This window comes from Microvirga arvi, from assembly GCF_016892765.1.
Lineage (GTDB): Bacteria > Pseudomonadota > Alphaproteobacteria > Rhizobiales > Beijerinckiaceae > Microvirga > Microvirga arvi.
Window position 1 is genome coordinate 22,806 of sequence record NZ_JAFEMD010000048.1, and the last position, 14,954, is coordinate 37,759.

At 60.7% G+C, this 14,954-nt stretch carries 23 protein-coding genes; 6 read left to right on the top strand and 17 right to left on the bottom strand.

The features are described 5' to 3' along the window. Positions 1-30 precede the first annotated feature (30 nt). From ILT44_RS22815 to ILT44_RS22845, 7 genes are all read right to left on the bottom strand, one after another. Positions 31-837 carry a DUF2189 domain-containing protein gene (locus ILT44_RS22815; protein ID WP_204241911.1) on the bottom strand — a complete coding sequence of 269 codons (807 nt, stop codon included), beginning with the start codon at positions 835-837 and terminating at the stop codon, positions 31-33. Positions 838-873: 36 nt separating this feature from the next. Further along, positions 874-1,074 carry a hypothetical protein gene (locus tag ILT44_RS22820; protein WP_204241912.1) on the bottom strand — a complete coding sequence of 67 codons (201 nt, stop codon included), beginning with the start codon at positions 1,072-1,074 and terminating at the stop codon, positions 874-876. After that, positions 1,071-1,952, bottom strand: coding sequence for a cytochrome-c oxidase, cbb3-type subunit III (gene ccoP, locus ILT44_RS22825; protein WP_204241913.1), 882 nt, complete (start codon positions 1,950-1,952; stop codon positions 1,071-1,073). Before ccoP ends, ILT44_RS22820 begins: the two co-directional genes overlap by 4 nt. Then, positions 1,943-2,113 (bottom strand): cbb3-type cytochrome c oxidase subunit 3, encoded by a 171-nt coding sequence (locus tag ILT44_RS22830; protein WP_204241914.1) that lies wholly within the window; start codon positions 2,111-2,113, stop codon positions 1,943-1,945. Before ILT44_RS22830 ends, ccoP begins: the two co-directional genes overlap by 10 nt. A gap of 22 nt (positions 2,114-2,135) precedes the next feature. Beyond that, complete coding sequence (ccoO, locus tag ILT44_RS22835; RefSeq protein ID WP_204241915.1) at positions 2,136-2,888, bottom strand: cytochrome-c oxidase, cbb3-type subunit II; 753 nt, start codon at positions 2,886-2,888, stop codon at positions 2,136-2,138. 4 nt (positions 2,889-2,892) lie between these two features. Then, a complete protein-coding gene (gene ccoN / locus ILT44_RS22840) occupies positions 2,893-4,548 on the bottom strand; it encodes a cytochrome-c oxidase, cbb3-type subunit I (RefSeq protein WP_239468460.1) in 1,656 nt (551 codons plus the stop codon). Positions 4,549-4,716: 168 nt separating this feature from the next. Continuing rightward, complete coding sequence (locus ILT44_RS22845) at positions 4,717-5,196, bottom strand: response regulator (RefSeq protein WP_204241916.1); 480 nt, start codon at positions 5,194-5,196, stop codon at positions 4,717-4,719. 588 nt (positions 5,197-5,784) lie between these two features. Here ILT44_RS22845 and ILT44_RS22850 point away from each other — a divergent pair. After that, positions 5,785-6,063 (top strand): hypothetical protein, encoded by a 279-nt coding sequence (locus tag ILT44_RS22850; protein WP_204241917.1) that lies wholly within the window; start codon positions 5,785-5,787, stop codon positions 6,061-6,063. Positions 6,064-6,190: 127 nt separating this feature from the next. Beyond that, complete coding sequence (locus tag ILT44_RS22855) at positions 6,191-6,613, top strand: hypothetical protein (RefSeq protein WP_204241918.1); 423 nt, start codon at positions 6,191-6,193, stop codon at positions 6,611-6,613. A 180-nt stretch (positions 6,614-6,793) separates the two neighbouring features. Here the strand turns inward: ILT44_RS22855 and ILT44_RS22860 are convergent, their stop codons facing one another. Beyond that, on the bottom strand, positions 6,794-7,045 hold the full coding sequence (locus ILT44_RS22860; protein WP_204241919.1) for a ParB N-terminal domain-containing protein: 252 nt from the start codon (positions 7,043-7,045) through the stop codon (positions 6,794-6,796). A gap of 155 nt (positions 7,046-7,200) precedes the next feature. On the opposite strand from ILT44_RS22860, the gene ILT44_RS22865 reads away from it, so the two are divergent. Further along, the gene (locus tag ILT44_RS22865) at positions 7,201-7,443 is read left to right on the top strand and encodes a hypothetical protein (protein WP_204241920.1); all 243 of its coding nucleotides are present in this window, start codon (positions 7,201-7,203) and stop codon (positions 7,441-7,443) included. Between the two features lie 143 nt (positions 7,444-7,586). On the opposite strand, the gene ILT44_RS22870 is transcribed toward ILT44_RS22865, so the two are convergent. The 5 genes from ILT44_RS22870 to ILT44_RS22890 all read right to left on the bottom strand — a co-directional run bounded on the left by ILT44_RS22870 (position 7,587) and on the right by ILT44_RS22890 (position 10,509). Continuing rightward, positions 7,587-7,856 (bottom strand): DUF6894 family protein, encoded by a 270-nt coding sequence (locus ILT44_RS22870; RefSeq protein WP_204241921.1) that lies wholly within the window; start codon positions 7,854-7,856, stop codon positions 7,587-7,589. Positions 7,857-8,374: 518 nt separating this feature from the next. After that, positions 8,375-8,524 (bottom strand): DUF1127 domain-containing protein, encoded by a 150-nt coding sequence (locus ILT44_RS22875; protein ID WP_204241922.1) that lies wholly within the window; start codon positions 8,522-8,524, stop codon positions 8,375-8,377. A gap of 246 nt (positions 8,525-8,770) precedes the next feature. Beyond that, positions 8,771-9,052, bottom strand: coding sequence for a hypothetical protein (locus tag ILT44_RS22880; protein WP_204241923.1), 282 nt, complete (start codon positions 9,050-9,052; stop codon positions 8,771-8,773). Between the two features lie 813 nt (positions 9,053-9,865). Continuing rightward, positions 9,866-10,027, bottom strand: coding sequence for a hypothetical protein (locus ILT44_RS22885; protein WP_204241924.1), 162 nt, complete (start codon positions 10,025-10,027; stop codon positions 9,866-9,868). A 113-nt stretch (positions 10,028-10,140) separates the two neighbouring features. Next, positions 10,141-10,509 (bottom strand): hypothetical protein, encoded by a 369-nt coding sequence (locus ILT44_RS22890; RefSeq protein WP_204241925.1) that lies wholly within the window; start codon positions 10,507-10,509, stop codon positions 10,141-10,143. A 291-nt stretch (positions 10,510-10,800) separates the two neighbouring features. Here ILT44_RS22890 and ILT44_RS22895 point away from each other — a divergent pair, with 291 nt between their 5' ends. Further along, positions 10,801-11,547 carry a Crp/Fnr family transcriptional regulator gene (locus tag ILT44_RS22895; protein ID WP_204241926.1) on the top strand — a complete coding sequence of 249 codons (747 nt, stop codon included), beginning with the start codon at positions 10,801-10,803 and terminating at the stop codon, positions 11,545-11,547. Positions 11,548-11,741: 194 nt separating this feature from the next. Here ILT44_RS22895 and ILT44_RS22900 read toward each other — a convergent pair whose 3' ends face one another. The 3 genes from ILT44_RS22900 to ILT44_RS22910 form a co-directional block, all read right to left on the bottom strand. Further along, on the bottom strand, positions 11,742-12,311 hold the full coding sequence (locus tag ILT44_RS22900) for a sigma-70 family RNA polymerase sigma factor (protein ID WP_204241927.1): 570 nt from the start codon (positions 12,309-12,311) through the stop codon (positions 11,742-11,744). Between the two features lie 78 nt (positions 12,312-12,389). Beyond that, positions 12,390-12,551, bottom strand: a complete 162-nt coding sequence (locus tag ILT44_RS22905; RefSeq protein WP_204241928.1) for a hypothetical protein — start codon at positions 12,549-12,551, stop codon at positions 12,390-12,392. 39 nt (positions 12,552-12,590) lie between these two features. Further along, positions 12,591-13,001, bottom strand: coding sequence for a response regulator (locus ILT44_RS22910; protein WP_204241929.1), 411 nt, complete (start codon positions 12,999-13,001; stop codon positions 12,591-12,593). Positions 13,002-13,526: 525 nt separating this feature from the next. Between ILT44_RS22910 and ILT44_RS22915 the strand changes: the two genes are divergently transcribed. Then, positions 13,527-13,742 carry a DUF6894 family protein gene (locus ILT44_RS22915; protein ID WP_204241930.1) on the top strand — a complete coding sequence of 72 codons (216 nt, stop codon included), beginning with the start codon at positions 13,527-13,529 and terminating at the stop codon, positions 13,740-13,742. A 32-nt stretch (positions 13,743-13,774) separates the two neighbouring features. Here ILT44_RS22915 and ILT44_RS22920 read toward each other — a convergent pair whose 3' ends face one another. Beyond that, a complete protein-coding gene (locus tag ILT44_RS22920) occupies positions 13,775-14,011 on the bottom strand; it encodes a hypothetical protein (protein WP_204241931.1) in 237 nt (78 codons plus the stop codon). Between the two features lie 163 nt (positions 14,012-14,174). Between ILT44_RS22920 and ILT44_RS22925 the strand changes: the two genes are divergently transcribed. Further along, entirely contained in the window at positions 14,175-14,810 is a 636-nt protein-coding gene (locus ILT44_RS22925; RefSeq protein ID WP_204241932.1) for a Crp/Fnr family transcriptional regulator, read from the top strand. Positions 14,811-14,954 lie beyond the last annotated feature (144 nt).

Below are 14,954 nucleotides of genomic sequence, written 5' to 3' on the forward strand. Positions count from 1 at the left end.
TGTCATCCTTTGCCGCACGCTGGCGTAGCATCACTGCATCGCTCGGTAAGCATGCCAGGTGGCATGACCAAGCAGTGGGAAGATGACGATGAAGCCGAGGAAGCCCGTCACGGCGCTGACCGCGAACAGGGCGAGAAGGATGGCGCCCCAGGTGATCATCGGGGTGAGGTTGTTCCACACCATTGCCATGCTCGTGCCCATGGCCGTCAGGGCGTCCGTGCGCCGGTCGAGCAGCATCGGGATCGAGAACACGCTGATCGCGAACCCGAAGGCCGCGAACAGCCCTCCGACGAGAGTCCCGACGATAAGCATCGCCCAGCCGACCGACGTTGTGAAGAGCATGGCGACGACCCCGTCGAGTCCCGGGAAGGGCCGGACACCGAAGAACAGGGCGTAGACCAGAACCGCGGCCCGGTTCCAGAGGAGCATCAGCAGGCAGAGCAGCAGCCCAGTGTAGAAGATCTGTGCACCGGCTCGCGGGCGCACGAGCAGCATGGTGCGCAGCGTCGGATGCTCCCTGGCCTCCAGGGCACGGCTCTTCTCATAGAGGCCGATAGCCAGGACGGGCGCGACGATCATGTACCCGGCGATGGCGGGAAACAGGATGTAGTCTCGCCCTGAGGCGAACAGCGTCCATGTGAGGAGGAGCGTGACGAAGAAGACCGCGACCCCATAGACGATGCTGAGGCCCGGCCGGACCATCAGGTCGCGCCAGCCCGCCTTCAACCAGTCGAACGCGGCCTGCGCCGGGAGGTGGCGTTGCAGGGAAGGGTTGCGCGTCTCCTCGATCCCGGAGGTCTGGGTCAGCAAGCCGTAGGACTTGTCCGTTTCACTCATCTGTCTTCCCCGAAATCGCGCATCAGTTGAACATACTCAGCAGGCGGGCTTCGCCGCCCTGAAGGCACCTTCCTTGGACCCGGCCTCCTTCAGGTGGGCGACGCAGTCGGGCTGCGAGGCCACCGCGACGTAGACGAGGTGGGCATTGGCGGCCGCTACGACGAGCAGCACGGCCGCCGCCAGGCTCCAGGCAACAATAGGCCACTTGGCCTGCTTCGGTGCCTCAACTCCCGTCATGGCTTCACGTCTCCCAGGGAGTTGACGTACAGGGCCAGGATCTTGATCTCCGCCGGGGTCAGGCGCTCGTCCCAGGTCGGCATGTGCCCCTGGCGCCCGCCATGGATCGTGTCGATCAGGGTCTGGAGGTCGCCGCCGTAGACCCAGTGCGGATCGGTCAGGTTGGGTGCCCCGACCTCCCGGTTGCCCTTGCCGTCCTCGCCGTGGCACGCCGCGCAGGTCGTGAGGAAGACCTCCCGCCCGGCCTGGATCTGCGCGACGTTCTGCGGTGTGGACACAGCCGGATTTGAAAGGGATTGCACGTAGGTTGCGACGTTCGCGACCTGGGCTCGGTCCAGCATCGCGTCGCGCCCGAAGGCCGGCATCTGCGCGACCCGGGTGTTCTGGTGGCGCGAGTTGATGCCCAGACGCATGGTCTCGGCGATCTGCTCCACCTCGCCGCCCCAGAGCCAGTCGTCGTCGGTCAGGTCGGGATAGTTGGCGCGGCCATTTCCGTCCGCCCCGTGGCAGGCGGCACAGTTGTCGCCGAAGAGCTGACGTCCGGTCGAGCGGACGACCTTCATCAGGTCCTCGTTGGACTGGATCTGCTCGTAGCTCTCGGTCTCGATGGCCTTCACCCAGGATGCGCGCTCGGCCTGGGCGGTGACCAGTTCCCGCTCCACGGTCTGGCGCTGGTCGATGCCCAGGATGCCCTTGGTGTACGTCGTGACCAGCGGCCAGGTCGGCATCAGGAGCCACCAGAGCACGGCCCACACGTGCGTGACCACGAGGAAGATCAGCACGCCGCGCGGCACGGCGGTGTCGAGCTCCTTGATGCCGTTCCATTCATGCCCGGTGGTCTTTTGACCGCTGACGGGATCGCGTTCCTCTACTGCCATGGCCTGTCGTCCCCATCGAGAATGTTCCGCTTGGCGTCGTCGAAGCGCTTCCGGTTGGACGGCCAGAAAGCGTAGATCACCACGCAGATGCTGAAGGCGATGAAATAAAACAGGCCCCAGCTCTTGGCGAAGCCAACGAGGGTGTCGTGGTCAATGTCCATCAGCTGTCCTCCTTCGCCTTCGTCAATTGGTGGGATCGGGCGCCTGTTCCGGCGCGGCAGTGTTCGAATAAGCTGCATCGGTCAGCTGTCCGAGCACCTGAAGATAGGCCACCAGTGCGTCCATCTCGGTGAGCTGCGTCGCAACTCCGTCGAAGGCGCTGACCTGCGTCTTCTCGCCGTAGCGCTCGGTCACGCCCGCAGCGAACGGGCTGTCGGGCGCCGCCTGTCCGAAGGCGTCAGCGGCGGCATTGGTGATCATGGCGTTGGTGTAAGGTACGCCGAGAGCCCGCTGCGCCTGCAGGTGCCGCCCGAGATCCTCCGTCTCCAGGCCGGTCCGGGCGAGCCAGCGGTAGGCCGGCATGTTGGATTCCGGCACCACGTCGCGCGGGTTGGTCAGATGGGCAACGTGCCAGAAGTCAGAGTACTTGCCGCCGACGCGGGCGAGATCGGGGCCCGTGCGCTTCGAGCCCCACAGCATCGGGCGGTCGTACTTCGACTCGACCGCCAGCGAGTAGGGGCCGTAGCGTTCGACCTCGTCGCGCAGAGTGCGGATCATCTGGCTGTGGCAGGCGTAGCAGCCTTCGCGGATGTAGATGTTGCGGCCGGCCAGCTCCAGTGGCGTGTAGAGGCGCAGGTCCGGCGCCTCCTCGACGGTCTCGTTGATGGTGAAGAGCGGAGCGATCTCGACGATCCCGCCGACGCTGGCGGCCGCGATGATCGCGATGACGAAGCCAATGGCGGTGCGCTCTAACTTGCGGTGGAACAGTTCTGCCATGATGTCACTCCGCCGGGGTCGCTACGGTGTTGGGGGCAAGCCCAGAGTCCGGCACGTCCGCCTGCCCTCCGGCGGCAACCGGCACGGCGCGTACCGTCATCCAGATATTGTAGGCGGCGACGATGGCGCCGAGCAGGAAGAGCAGTCCGCCGAAGGCTCGCGCGATGTAGTACGGATACATGGCGACGAGCGAGTCGAGGAATGAATAGGCGAGCGTGCCCTCCTGCGTGTAGGTGCGCCACATCAGGCCTTGGAGGATGCCCGAGTTCCACATGGAGAAGACGTAGATGAGGGTGCCTGCCACCGCGAGCCAGAAGTGGACCTCGACCAGAGCCGGAGAATACATCCGCTCGCGCTTCCAGAGTGACGGCACCAGGGTATAGAGCGAGCCGAAGGTGATGAAGGCGACCCAGCCCAACGCCCCCGCGTGGACGTGGCCGACAGTCCAGTCGGTGTAGTGGGAGAGCGCATTGACGGGCCGGATCGCCATGAAGGATCCCTCGAAGGTCGACAGGCCGTAGAAGACCGCGGCCACGAAGATGAACCGCAGCGTCGCATCGTCCCGGACCCGGTGCCAGGCACCGTTGAGGGTGAGCAGAGCGTTGCCGGCCGAGGCCCAGGAGGGGACGAGCAGCATCACCGAGAACGTCATGCCGAGGTTCTGCACCCAGTGGGGCAGGGCGGTGTAGTGCAGGTGATGCGACCCGGCCCACATGTAGAAGAAGGTGATGCCCCAGAAGCTGAGGATCGAGAGCCGGTACGAGAAGATCGGACGCTGCGCCCGGACGGGCAGGTAGTAGTACAGCATCGCGAGGAAGCCGGCGGTGAGGAAAAAGGCCACGGCATTGTGGCCGTACCACCACTGCACCATGGAGTCCTGCACGCCAGCCCAGATGGTGTAGCTCTTGGCCTGCCCCAGCGAAATCGGCAGCGCCAAGTTGTTGACGATGTGGAGGATGGCCACCACAACGATGAACGCCATGTAGTACCAGTTGGCGACGTAGATGTGCGGCTCCTTGCGCCGGGCCAACGTGCGCAGGAAGAGAACGAAGTACGTGACCCAGACGACCACCAGCCACAAGTCTGCGTACCATTCTGCCTCGGCGTACTCCTTCGACTGGGTCACGCCCATGAAGTAGCCGGTGACGGCGAGGATGCAGAACAGGTTGAAGCCGAGCAGCACGAACCAGGGGCTGACCTGGCCCGCCAGGCGGGCGCGGGAGGTCCGCTGCACGACATGAAACGAGGTGGCGATCAGGGCGTTGCCGCCGAAGCCGAAGATCACGCCGGTGGTGTGGGTCGGCCTCAGGCGGCCGAAGGTCGACCAGCCGGCGTCGAAGGCGAGGTCCGGCCAAGCCAACTGGGCGGCGGTCCATACGCCCATGAACATGCCGAAGATCGCCCAGGCCAGCGTCAGGGCGACGCCGGCCTTGATCGGATCGTCATAGTAGTGCGATAGACGATCCTGGGTTGGCTCGCGCTCGTAGTAGGACCTCATGACGAGGGCGGCGAGGCTGCCGCCGAACAGCATCACAATGACCCCATGCACACCGAGCGGGTCGAATCTGCCAACGGCAGCCATGGCGACGCCCACGACGAAGACAAAAAGAAGTATAACCAGGGTGTTCTGGCGATCGCCGGTGGTTAGTTGCTGAACCATGCCAATTTCTCTATGTGGGTTTGGAGTATTTAAGCCACCTGGGTCAGACAATTCTTTTCTCTTTGTCCTTTGAGCCAAGGCAAGATTGCCCGTGGTAGAAACGCTCCGCATACGCTTGCTTAAAGTTCCTTACTAGCGATTACGGCCCAGACGTCAACTACCTAAAATTTACGAGCGCTCCAGCCATGTTCCGCCGGAGCGTTGGCGGATGCCGGTGAGGCGCATCGGCCGGTGGGTGCCCTCTGCGGGACCGGGCACGAGCCCGCCCGCTTCCAACGCACAGCTTAGGGCGGCGCGGATGGCCTCAATAAGGGCATCGTCCTCCAGAGGCTTCTCCAAAATGTACATGTACCCGCAGTGCTCGGCACATCGCCGAAGCTGTTCGTCGACATGGGATGTGATCAGAATGGCGGGGTGATCGATCTGTCGCGCCCTCACTTCAGCCATGAGTTGGCATCCGTCCATGTCCGGCATGAGGTAATCGACCACAAGGCAGCCATGGTCCAGCAGCCCGGGATCGACCAGGAGCTCGCTCCCGCTGCCGTAGAGACGCACCTTCAGGCCCTCCAGCTCCAAGGCGAATTTCAGTGACGCTCCGACAGCCCTGTCATCATCGACGACCAGGACCAGCGCAGTGGGTTCCACCATGGCGGGATCTCGACGAAGGAAGGTGTATTTTCAAGGATGAGCATGGATCGGAACCTGCATCCGGCCAACTCAGGAAAACTCCTTAAGGGGCCGGCGCGGATCGTCTTGTAGACTCGGTGTGCAACCGTGGCTATTTCATGAACTGATCCAGAGGCTTCTCTGTCTGTCTACAGTCGCCGCAGGTTAACCTCACGATGTCGAATGAATGAGGTTCAACTCGCGCAGGCTTGCCTCGAAACACCTGTGCTGAGTAGAGCTTCTGTTGGGCGGCACGATCCGCTATCCGTCCTCCTGTCCTGCTGCCGTCGTTGTCATCTCCAGAAGGTTCAGAATGGCCTATAAACTCTCCCGGCTTGCCCCTGGCAGCTATGACGTGCTGCTCCATGGGGTGATCATCGCCAGCCTGGTCCAAAGTGGCCGAACAGATGACGCTACCTGGACGGCAGAACTCCTGCTCGACTTGCCTCCTGGAGAGAGGCCTGCTCCGTTCACCGAACTTGAGCATAGATTTGGCAGTCTTGAAGAAGCCCAGAGATGGCTCGGAGATGCTGAGATCCGTGGAGCAGGTGCAGGTGGGGAGGACTAGGCATGGCAGAGGTCATTGCGTTTCCCCAGCGTGTGGAGACGAGGACACTCCACTTTGATGAGAAGCATGCCTTCGGTGACATCGGCGGGCTGATGCTTTCTCTCGTACAGGAGCAGGACAAGGCAGATGCGCCCTACACGCTCGTGCTGTTCGGCGGGGCCGACGTGTTCTTCCCGCTGGAGTCGTTTGAGCCCACACCGGAAGGCTTGGAACTCGCCAAGATCGCTGGCGAAATCACATTGCGTGCACTCGCCGTCGGTCATGAGAACTGGGCTGAGTAGTCTCGCATTCACAAAGGCTGCGCACGGAGACGAGACGTCGAGCAGAGGTAACCCCACCCCTTCATTCAGCACCACGCTGCAGCTTGCCTTCTCTTGGAAGGGCAGACGTCAGAAAGGCCGACACACAATGGTAACCAATCCCGGCAAACAGCCTCCTCTGGCCAAGCACAGGCGAGACGATTTGGATGAGGCCCGCGAGGCATACCTCCTCGAACACACACCCGGTCTGGAGGAGCACGATGCAGCACAGCACAGAGCCTTCCTCCTGATTGAGGAGGATGCACTGGCCCGCCATCCCGATCCGACACCGGGCGACATCGCCGCGGCCGAAGCCGCGGAGGCTGCCCTCCCGTCCAGGAAGAGGACGGAAATTCAGCTCCGACGAAGCTTTGAGACGCTGGCTGTGCATCTTCCCAAGGACGCCAGGCGCAAACGCAAGAGCTTCATCCAGCGCGGCCAGCGCGCGTGGAACAGAGCCAATCCGACACCACTGACATCGGAGCAGGAGCGAACCCTCACGGCAACCTTCATGAAGGCTGATGAGTTGTGATCGCCCATTGGGCGGGTCGCATTGACGGCAGCACACAGGAGTCTGTCGCCACAAGATATCCAGACCCAGCGAGTATGGCCGTTCTCCCGTAGTTGACCAATCGCCTCTCGCAGTTCGGGAACTCATCACCTGCACATGCCCGATCGTTTCGATCCAGCCCAGAAGCGCACCAGGCGCAGATTAATGTTTGCGGGCCTGAACCAAGTAGGCGGGGACTGTTGTCTCCCCAAGAGCCTTGCAGACCTCCAGCCGGTGCAGGCCCTCTACCAGAACAAAGCGGCTGCCATCCGGCCGCACAAGAATGGGCGTTTCCTGACCTTTCGCCAGCATGCTCTCGGCCAGGGTTTCAACCTTCCGAGGATCAAGGGTTTGGCGCCGCTTCACAGGCACATAGACATCCTGAATTGCGAGCATCTGCCGCTTCAACACCATGCCGACTGCTCCTGTGCATGCCCTCTCAGGTGAAGCTGGCGGGCAGGGATCTGGCTTGCATAGGAACATGCCCTCGCGAGAGGCGTTCACCGGCAGGCCCAGCTTGGCAATTTAGTCGGCGTATGCGCTGGACTTCCTCAACCGGAGACAAATCCATGAGCAAACTCACGGCACTGATCGGCTTCATCTTCCTGGCTGTTTCGTCTGCCTGGGCGCAGACCCCAGCACCCACCACCCCGGCACCTGGTGCTACTCCCGGGTCTCCGCCTGCCGGGGATGCTGCCGCCACAGGTGGCGGTATGGCGGATTACTGGTGGCTCATTGTGCTCGCCATTATCGTCGCCGCTGCCATCTGGTACTTCTCCCGGAGTCGCGGCCGAAACCGCAATCAGCTGTAGGCAGCCGATCCTCCAGCGTGACAGTTCCGGAACAGCTCGATGGGCGTCAGCGCTGATAAGCCAACGCGTTGATGCTCATGACCGTCTCCGAGACAGAGCCCGGCCCCGTGCCGGGTTCTTTTTGCCTATGCTGACTTCTGCACTTATGCGCTCCAAGGATGCGGACCCTGAGACCGTGAGACGTGCCACTCGATCTCCATCGATGCTTTGACGGTGCAGATCCGCTGGCCGCGCTCATCTCGAACCTCAATGACAACATCGCGGGTATCACCCCTCCCCAGGCGGCCTGTTCCGATCTCAGCCGCCGAGCGAGTGGCCGCTTGCACCGCAGCGTCCAGGCTGTCGAACTCGGCGCCGTCGTCATCGCGCACGCCCTGTGCGCCATCGTGAACGTCGAAGTAGTAGCGGGCCACGGCAATCTCCTTTGGGCCAGCACAACTGCGTCGGACATGGTCCGGATCAAGCGGTAAGCGCCCCGGCTGAGGTGCTGTCAGGATAACCTCAACCAGGGCGCTTAGCGGAGCGTGGGGCTCCGCATCTGTTCGGGCTGATACGCAACGCGCCCGACACACTCATCCTGTCCGACTCAGGTAAACAATCTGTGGACATCAGCAGGCGCGGCATGTGCAGTATGGAAGGACCTCATCCGTGTGCGTCAGAAGACATAGCCACGCCCAGTCAGGTGATTGTAGTCGGCAATACCACCTCGCCAGACGTCCTTGGTGTTTCGCCAAAGGTTTCGGAAGATCTGCCGCAGTTCAAGGGATGTGAGGCTAAGAGATCAGTCGCAGCGGTGTCATGAGGCTGTCATCGAGCCGCTTTAGGTCAGCCTTGTGGCCGCTTGGCCCGAGGGACAAGGACAGGCACGGATGCACTGCCGTCGTTGGCCCTCACCCAATCTCATCGGCCACAGCTGCAATCAATTTCCGCTTCACTGGCTCTGGCGTGCCACCTGCGCAATGTCGTGCCTGGCAATGCCGATGTCCGACAACTCACGATCAGACAGAGCATTCAATTGCTGTGCGGTTTCACGCGCCCGCAGCCAGCGACGAAGGCCTGACAGAACGACTGATAAAAACATAACGCAACCTCAATGATGAGCCGGCCCAAGCGCAAAGGCGCCGCGCACAGGCAGCGAGAAAAAAGGCCACCTTTGAGGGTGGCCGAGTTTAGGGAGGAAACCCGCCACAGGGAGGCCGTGGCGGAGGAGGGGTCATCTACAGCGCACCCGGCGCACGACAAACCTGAAAGTGGTCGCCCCTGCCATGCGCAATGAGCATGGAACGGATGGGACACGTTTACCCCTCGTTTACGGTTGCCGGGTAGCTCACGCAGGAACCTTGCCGACGATCCAAGCAGTCGCCACCGGACTGAAGCCGATTTCGAGCAACTCCTCCTCGAGATCCTCAACAGGATCAGGCTCCAGTATAATCGAGTTGTCTTCGTCTTCGGCACCGGGCTCCCGCCCGCCTTCATCCTGCTCCGCGTCCTTGATGGGAGCTACCGTGACGCGCACGACCGGATCTTCGTCGCCATCATCCTCGCTCTCGTAGACCTTGAGTGTGACCCAGCGCTCCTCGTCCTCGTAGACCGTCTTCCACTCGCCCATGTTACTCTCCTGAATCAGGCACCAGGGAAGGCCCGGCACTGATGCTGTCGCACTCTAGCGCTTAACGCCATCACATTGTCGTGCTTCAGGGCCCTAGCGCCATTGTGTGCCGACAGGGCACCCCCATGTCCTCAATGCGGAGGCAAATCCCGCAACCCCTTGACCGCCTCCGTAGACTTCAGCCCCGTTCAGACCAATCCCGACGGGGCTTTTTCATGGGCTTCATTGACATGACGGGCTACTGGTCCGGACCCCAAATGTGGGGCTCCCGTCGATGTCGAAGGGCACCCCGGGTCGGTATCTGTTTCGGACATCAACCCAGTCACCTCAACGCCGCGTGCAAGTGGCTCAGGAAAACCATCTCAACCATTCCCTTGTGGCTGCAGAAGGGTAGAGGCGCTTGGGTCGCCGCGGAGAACCTTCGGTCTCTCCTCACTGGCCGTTATGATGGGAACCGCAAGGCCCTAAAGCAGAGGCAGCGTGATGATGCCAGCCACGATGGCAAGCACGGCAACAATGAACGCGGTTCGCCCGTACGCGGCCCTTCTGCTGTGAGAGGGGAGGCAGTTCCTCGGGGGACTGAACACAGCATTGTTATCATTCACCGCAATCGGCGGCCTGAGTTTCAGGTGAGCCAACGGCATGGGGCCGCACAAGAACGCCTTGTTGCTACAAGCGGAAAGTACAACCCTCATTCGGCGCCTCCCCCTCCGAGGTCTTCCGGTGAGTGTACGTTTTCCGCTTGGTTCAGGCTCTCGCCCGAAGGGGTAACTCCGCCGCTCCAACGGGGTACAAGGTCTCAAGATGGTGGTTTCAGGTCACCTGGAATGCGCGCTGAGCGCGCTCGCGGATCTCGTCCAGTTCGTCCTGAAGGGAGTTGATCTGCCCTTCGTTCTCTTCGAAGGAGGTGCACTCGGACGTGATCAACAAGCGTCCATCCTCGCCCCGGGTGTAGCGGAGGAGGGCAATCTTCACGCCCACCGGGTTGTCCGGTGTTCCAGCCGGATTTCGAGCTCTAAGGCTCCGAAGAGATGCATCGATGGATCTCCTTGCGAGGGTTGAAAGTGAGGCCGCATGCCGGCTGCCTGTCAGCGGTCGGCAGGGTGGGTGGAGCGAGACCCGGGATCGGCTTGTCGGTGCTGAAGCAGCAACGCCATCTCCGGCCTGTTCTCCCCAAGCCACAGTGTGGCATCAGGCTGGCTGACAACACACTCGATCGCAGCCCAGGTGGGGTCCTCGAGTGACTCGTCCCTCAGCCGGGTAGCCGCATAGTCGATGAGCCGATGAAGGCCCTCATAGCCGGGCCGCGCTTCAAGGGCATCGGCGACCCAGACGCTGGACCAGCCCTGCTCGGCAAGATGCAGGATGCTCCGCGGGTCAGCCTCGCGAAACCATGGCGTCGCGTCGAATTCGAGAGCGAGTGCATTATCGGCAGTATGGCACGAAGCCCGGATCATCGCATGCCTCCCGGATCAGCTCTCTGAAGCGCAACTCTAACACACGCTCCCACCCGGATAGAACCGAACGCTCTGGCGATCCAATTGCGCTGATCGCAGTTCATGACCAAGTTTAGGCACACATGCTCCAGCGTAATACGACAAGTTATTCATTCTGCTCATCCAGAACTTCCAAGGATGGCCAGATTGGTTGAGATGTGAACTTTCTGCGTCAGGGTGCCTCACAAGAAAACTACTTGCTTTTGACTAGGCTCCGTAAGATTGAGAGAGCCATAAGGGGCAAGAAAACGAATGTATTCGGCCGATATTCTGTATGCAGGGGCTGGCCAGGGGCATCGAGCGAACAAGTTCTTGGCTGCTCTGGAGCCGGAAGACTTCGCCTGTCTGGAGCCGCACCTGGAGATCGTGAGCTTGCAGCAGGGTCAGGTGCTGTGCGAGGCAGGTCAGCCTCTCTACGACGCCTACTTTCCACACAACGTCATCATCTCGCTGATGGCCGTCATGCACGACGGTCGCACGGCCGAGATGTCGGTTTTTGGCAGCGAAGGCATTACCGGTCTCACAGGAGCAGCGGTCACCCATCAGGCTTTCGGACACTATGTCGTGCAACTCACCGGCACGGCCTCGCGGATCAAGATTGCCAAGATGCACGAGGTGATCAGCACGCGCCCCGCCATCCAGCGCCTGATGCGCCACTTCATGGAAGCTCTCATGTCGCGAGTTCTTCAGAATGTTGCCTGTAACGCGATCCACAGTGTGGAAGCCCGTTGTGCCCGCCTGATCCTGAGCACGAGTCATCGGATTGATCAGGAGATGATCCCCCTCACACACGAATTCTGGGCAGACCGCTTAGGAACCCAACGCTCGACCATCAGTGCGATCATGAAGAAGTTCGATATGTCTGGTTGGATCAAGCAGGGCAGGGGCGGCATCACCATCACAGACCCGAATGCTCTTAAAGAGGTCTCGTGTGAATGCTATCAGACAGTTCACGACGTATTCGTGCGCCTGCTGCCCTACACCGTGCAGAAGAACTGAGGCTACGTAGCCTTCGTCCTCTCACCCTGAGCCTCGGCATACAACAGGTCTTCATTGGCATCCGATGCTGTGCTGATACACTCGCACAGGACCGTATCCTTAACCGAACCGCTTTCCCTTATCGTCGCGAAGTTCGCGCTTCGACTGCCCTTGGCGAACAAGGACTTGCGCTCGAAATCGACCGGCTTGGAGCCCTATCGTGCAACTCGCAGGGTAGGCTCTGAAGCTATCGGCAGAGCGGCGAGGATGATCTTGTCGGTCCCGAGATCACCCTCGCTCTCGACAGAGAGAAGAGCAGCCAGTCGAGTGCGAGCACGATTGACCCGACTCTTCATGGTGCCAAGGACACAGCCACAAATGACTGCGGCCTCCTCGTATGAGAGACCCTCGGCTCCAACCAGAAGCAGGGCTTCACGTTGATCCGCAGACAGCTTCATCAGCGCCTTCTGGAAATCCTCCAGGTCAAGATGCGACTCTTGGCCAGGGATTGTGGTGAGGCGGCTTGCATAAGAGCCGTCTGCATCCTCGACCTCACGCCGCCTCTTGCGCCGGTCAGAATAGAAAGCATGCCGCAGGATGGTGAAGAGCCACGCATGAAGGTTGGTGCCAGCCTGGAAGCGATCCATCTTCGCCCACGCTCTCATCAGCGCGTCCTGAACCAGATCATCCGCATAGTCCCTGTTCCCGCACAATGACATGGCAAAGGCACGAAGGTTCGGGATGGCGGCACGAAGCTCGTCAGCGGTGATGGAGGGAGCAGACATTTGGTGGCTCCGGTTCGGCTCTACAGCGACACCCGTCAACGCAGTTTCCGCAGAACACGGGCTGCAACGAGTGCTGCCTCAAGAGACTTGGCGCACGATGTTCTCGATCTGCGGCGATGCTGGCTTGTACAGCATCTCCTCATAACAGGAGTGCAGCTTCGACTCGACGCGCGTGACACCTCTGGTGTTGGCGGTCGGCGTCGTGATGGACCGAATGTTCGGCTGGCGCGATGTGGTCATGGACTTACCCTCCCTTGCGGCGATGGGTCCTTCATGAAATTACAGCCTTGCGGTCGCGAATGTGTCGGGTTGGCCACGAAGCATGGCGTCTTCAAAGCGGGATGCTTGCACCGCCCTCTCGGCCTCCATCAACACCGCAAGCGGCAACCAAGGCTTCTGCATGAAGCGCACACGCCTTAAAGCCTTGTCGAGAGCGTCCGCAGGAGGAGCGTCGGATGTCAGGACGGTTTTGATCCAAGGCCATCTAAGCCTGACCAATCGGGCAAGGTCCACTCCACTCATGTGGCAGGGGAGGTTCACCTCAGAGAAGATCAGTGTCACTTCTCCTGCATGGTCGTGGAGATAATGCAGAGCCTCTTCGCCGCTCGCGGCTTCCAAGACTCGGAGGTCCGTTTCCTCCAGCAGCGCGACAGCCAGAGCCCTGAGTTCCTTATCAGCCTCGACAACCAACGCAACGCGGGTGCATTCAGCATCTCGTGCCATCCTGCGGGCCTCCCTTGTCCGGTTAGGGTTGGCATGCCGTCAGAGGAGGTGACGTGCGGCCTCTTGAGGAAGTCCGTCACAGGTGCAGTACATGCAAGTACTTCGCCCTCACTCAGATCAGAACCGCCCTAACCCCTCGGACAATTCGAGACTTTTCTGCTTCCGTCAAAGTAAAAATTCAGACCACGGCTCTCTTTGATCGAAATGTTTGATCCGCATTATTGTTAAACTCCTTAACATTGATGTGAGTTAAGAATACTGAAGAAAACCCAACGGATTATGCGCTTACACGGGAACAACTTTCGCAGGTGGGTTATTGGTTGCTTGCCGAAGGATGGCAGGACAGTTCCTGAGGCTTCTTCATCTTCGTTCCTCCCCCTGGCAGGAGATCGTTCGCGGTCTCCTGCTTCTTTTACGCAGTAGTGCGGTCGGGGAACGTGACAGGAGATGAGCCGAACGCGACCCTGACGGAGTGGCTCACTGGAGGCTGAGATGGCTCGTTACTTCTTCCACCTTCGCTCCGAGGACACCTTTGTTTGGGACGATGAGGGCGTTGACCTGCCCGATCCTCTGACCGCCCAAGGAGCGGCTGACAAGACGGCAGCAGAACTCCGAGGTGGACTGCTCCATCAGGTGCGGCACGACTCCAGCTGGACCGTCGCAGTTACAGATGAAAGCGGCGGGATCATCCACACCGTGGCGCTCTGATAGAGCGACAGCTTCGACGACTAGGCTTCACCTCAGCCAACGCGCTGAGCCACCCAGTCCTGCGCCTCATCCAAGTCGGTGAAGATGGGATGAATCGGTCCATCCAACTTGCCGAACCCATGTTCCAGGTACCAGCGTCCTGCTTTCCTGCCGTGCTCGGCTGACAACCGCACCAACACCGCCACAAGTCGATTATTGGCAAAGACGAGACAGCCCTCTTCGTCAGGCGCATTCGTCTCCACGGTGACCGGCTGGAAGCCAAGTTTCATATGATCTCTCGGCAGTGATGGGACTGATCGTCTAACGTTGCCCATCCCGTCCGCAGCAACATTGATACATTCTTGCTGAGCGCGGCATCCTAGGCCCACCCGTTGCGCATAGCCACACCGGGGGGCGTCTGGTAAAATCACCTTCTGGTGAGGGAGGGTGGCCATGCCCACCCCATTCATTCGAAAGCTTGAGTATGGCGCTGGGCTGTCCGATCAGGACCGTCAGGTGCTGGAACAGGCTGTCCATGACGTGCGACAGTTCAAGCCCCGGCACGACCTGATCTTGGAAGATGACAGCCCGGAAAACATCCATGTGATCCTGGAGGGCTTCGCCTGCCGCTACAAGCGTCTGCCGGATGGTACCCGGCAGATCATGGCTTACCTTATCCCCGGAGATTGCTGTGATCTGCACGTGCCAATCTTAAGCAGGATCGACCATACTATTGGGACGCTTACACCCTGCAAGGTCGCTTTTCTTCCCCACATCGTGATCGAGGACCTGATGAGCCAATCCCGGAGCATCACCCGTGCTCTGTGGTGGGCTACACTGGTGGATGCCGGAACTGTACGGGAGTGGCTGATCAACATGAGCCGCAGACCCGCCGATAAACGGCTGGCACACCTCCTGTGCGAGTTGTTGATGCGGCTCCAGGCGGTTGGGCTGGCCACTGAGAATAGCTTCGTGCTGCCACTGACCCAGCGGCAACTGGCTGACACCCTTGCTATGACCGGGGTCCATCTCAACCGGATCGTGCGACAACTCCGGTTGGATGGGCTGATCATGCTGAAAGTGAAGTAGTTTGGACTTAATCTGACAGACGGTGTCGTTAAGCTGAGGCATGAGCCGAGGCCGGGCGCGGAGTGGTCGGGGTGCGTAGCGCCCGGCCTCGGCGTTCCCAAGGAGCACCGTCATGACCAATGAGCAGAAGATCATCCGGGCCAA

Excerpts from the sequence above, each read along its gene's own strand:
- ILT44_RS22860 (WP_204241919.1), bottom strand. The coding sequence starts at position 7,045 with ATGGTGTTGAAGCGGCAGATGCTCGCAATTCAGGATGTCTATGTGCCT.
- ILT44_RS22890 (WP_204241925.1), bottom strand. The coding sequence starts at position 10,509 with ATGATCCGGGCTTCGTGCCATACTGCCGATAATGCACTCGCTCTCGAA.
- ILT44_RS22905 (WP_204241928.1), bottom strand. The coding sequence starts at position 12,551 with ATGACCACATCGCGCCAGCCGAACATTCGGTCCATCACGACGCCGACC.
- ILT44_RS22865 (WP_204241920.1), top strand. The coding sequence starts at position 7,201 with ATGAGCAAACTCACGGCACTGATCGGCTTCATCTTCCTGGCTGTTTCG.
- ILT44_RS22855 (WP_204241918.1), top strand. The coding sequence starts at position 6,191 with ATGGTAACCAATCCCGGCAAACAGCCTCCTCTGGCCAAGCACAGGCGA.
- ILT44_RS22830 (WP_204241914.1), bottom strand. The coding sequence starts at position 2,113 with ATGGACATTGACCACGACACCCTCGTTGGCTTCGCCAAGAGCTGGGGC.
- ccoP (WP_204241913.1), bottom strand. The coding sequence starts at position 1,952 with ATGGCAGTAGAGGAACGCGATCCCGTCAGCGGTCAAAAGACCACCGGG.
- ILT44_RS22845 (WP_204241916.1), bottom strand. The coding sequence starts at position 5,196 with ATGGTGGAACCCACTGCGCTGGTCCTGGTCGTCGATGATGACAGGGCT.
- ILT44_RS22925 (WP_204241932.1), top strand. The coding sequence starts at position 14,175 with ATGCCCACCCCATTCATTCGAAAGCTTGAGTATGGCGCTGGGCTGTCC.
- ILT44_RS22900 (WP_204241927.1), bottom strand. The coding sequence starts at position 12,311 with ATGTCTGCTCCCTCCATCACCGCTGACGAGCTTCGTGCCGCCATCCCG.
- ccoO (WP_204241915.1), bottom strand. The coding sequence starts at position 2,888 with ATGGCAGAACTGTTCCACCGCAAGTTAGAGCGCACCGCCATTGGCTTC.
- ILT44_RS22820 (WP_204241912.1), bottom strand. The coding sequence starts at position 1,074 with ATGACGGGAGTTGAGGCACCGAAGCAGGCCAAGTGGCCTATTGTTGCC.
- ILT44_RS22875 (WP_204241922.1), bottom strand. The coding sequence starts at position 8,524 with ATGTTTTTATCAGTCGTTCTGTCAGGCCTTCGTCGCTGGCTGCGGGCG.
- ccoN (WP_239468460.1), bottom strand. The coding sequence starts at position 4,548 with ATGGTTCAGCAACTAACCACCGGCGATCGCCAGAACACCCTGGTTATA.
- ILT44_RS22880 (WP_204241923.1), bottom strand. The coding sequence starts at position 9,052 with ATGGGCGAGTGGAAGACGGTCTACGAGGACGAGGAGCGCTGGGTCACA.
- ILT44_RS22850 (WP_204241917.1), top strand. The coding sequence starts at position 5,785 with ATGGCAGAGGTCATTGCGTTTCCCCAGCGTGTGGAGACGAGGACACTC.
- ILT44_RS22895 (WP_204241926.1), top strand. The coding sequence starts at position 10,801 with ATGTATTCGGCCGATATTCTGTATGCAGGGGCTGGCCAGGGGCATCGA.
- ILT44_RS22915 (WP_204241930.1), top strand. The coding sequence starts at position 13,527 with ATGGCTCGTTACTTCTTCCACCTTCGCTCCGAGGACACCTTTGTTTGG.
- ILT44_RS22815 (WP_204241911.1), bottom strand. The coding sequence starts at position 837 with ATGAGTGAAACGGACAAGTCCTACGGCTTGCTGACCCAGACCTCCGGG.
- ILT44_RS22920 (WP_204241931.1), bottom strand. The coding sequence starts at position 14,011 with ATGAAACTTGGCTTCCAGCCGGTCACCGTGGAGACGAATGCGCCTGAC.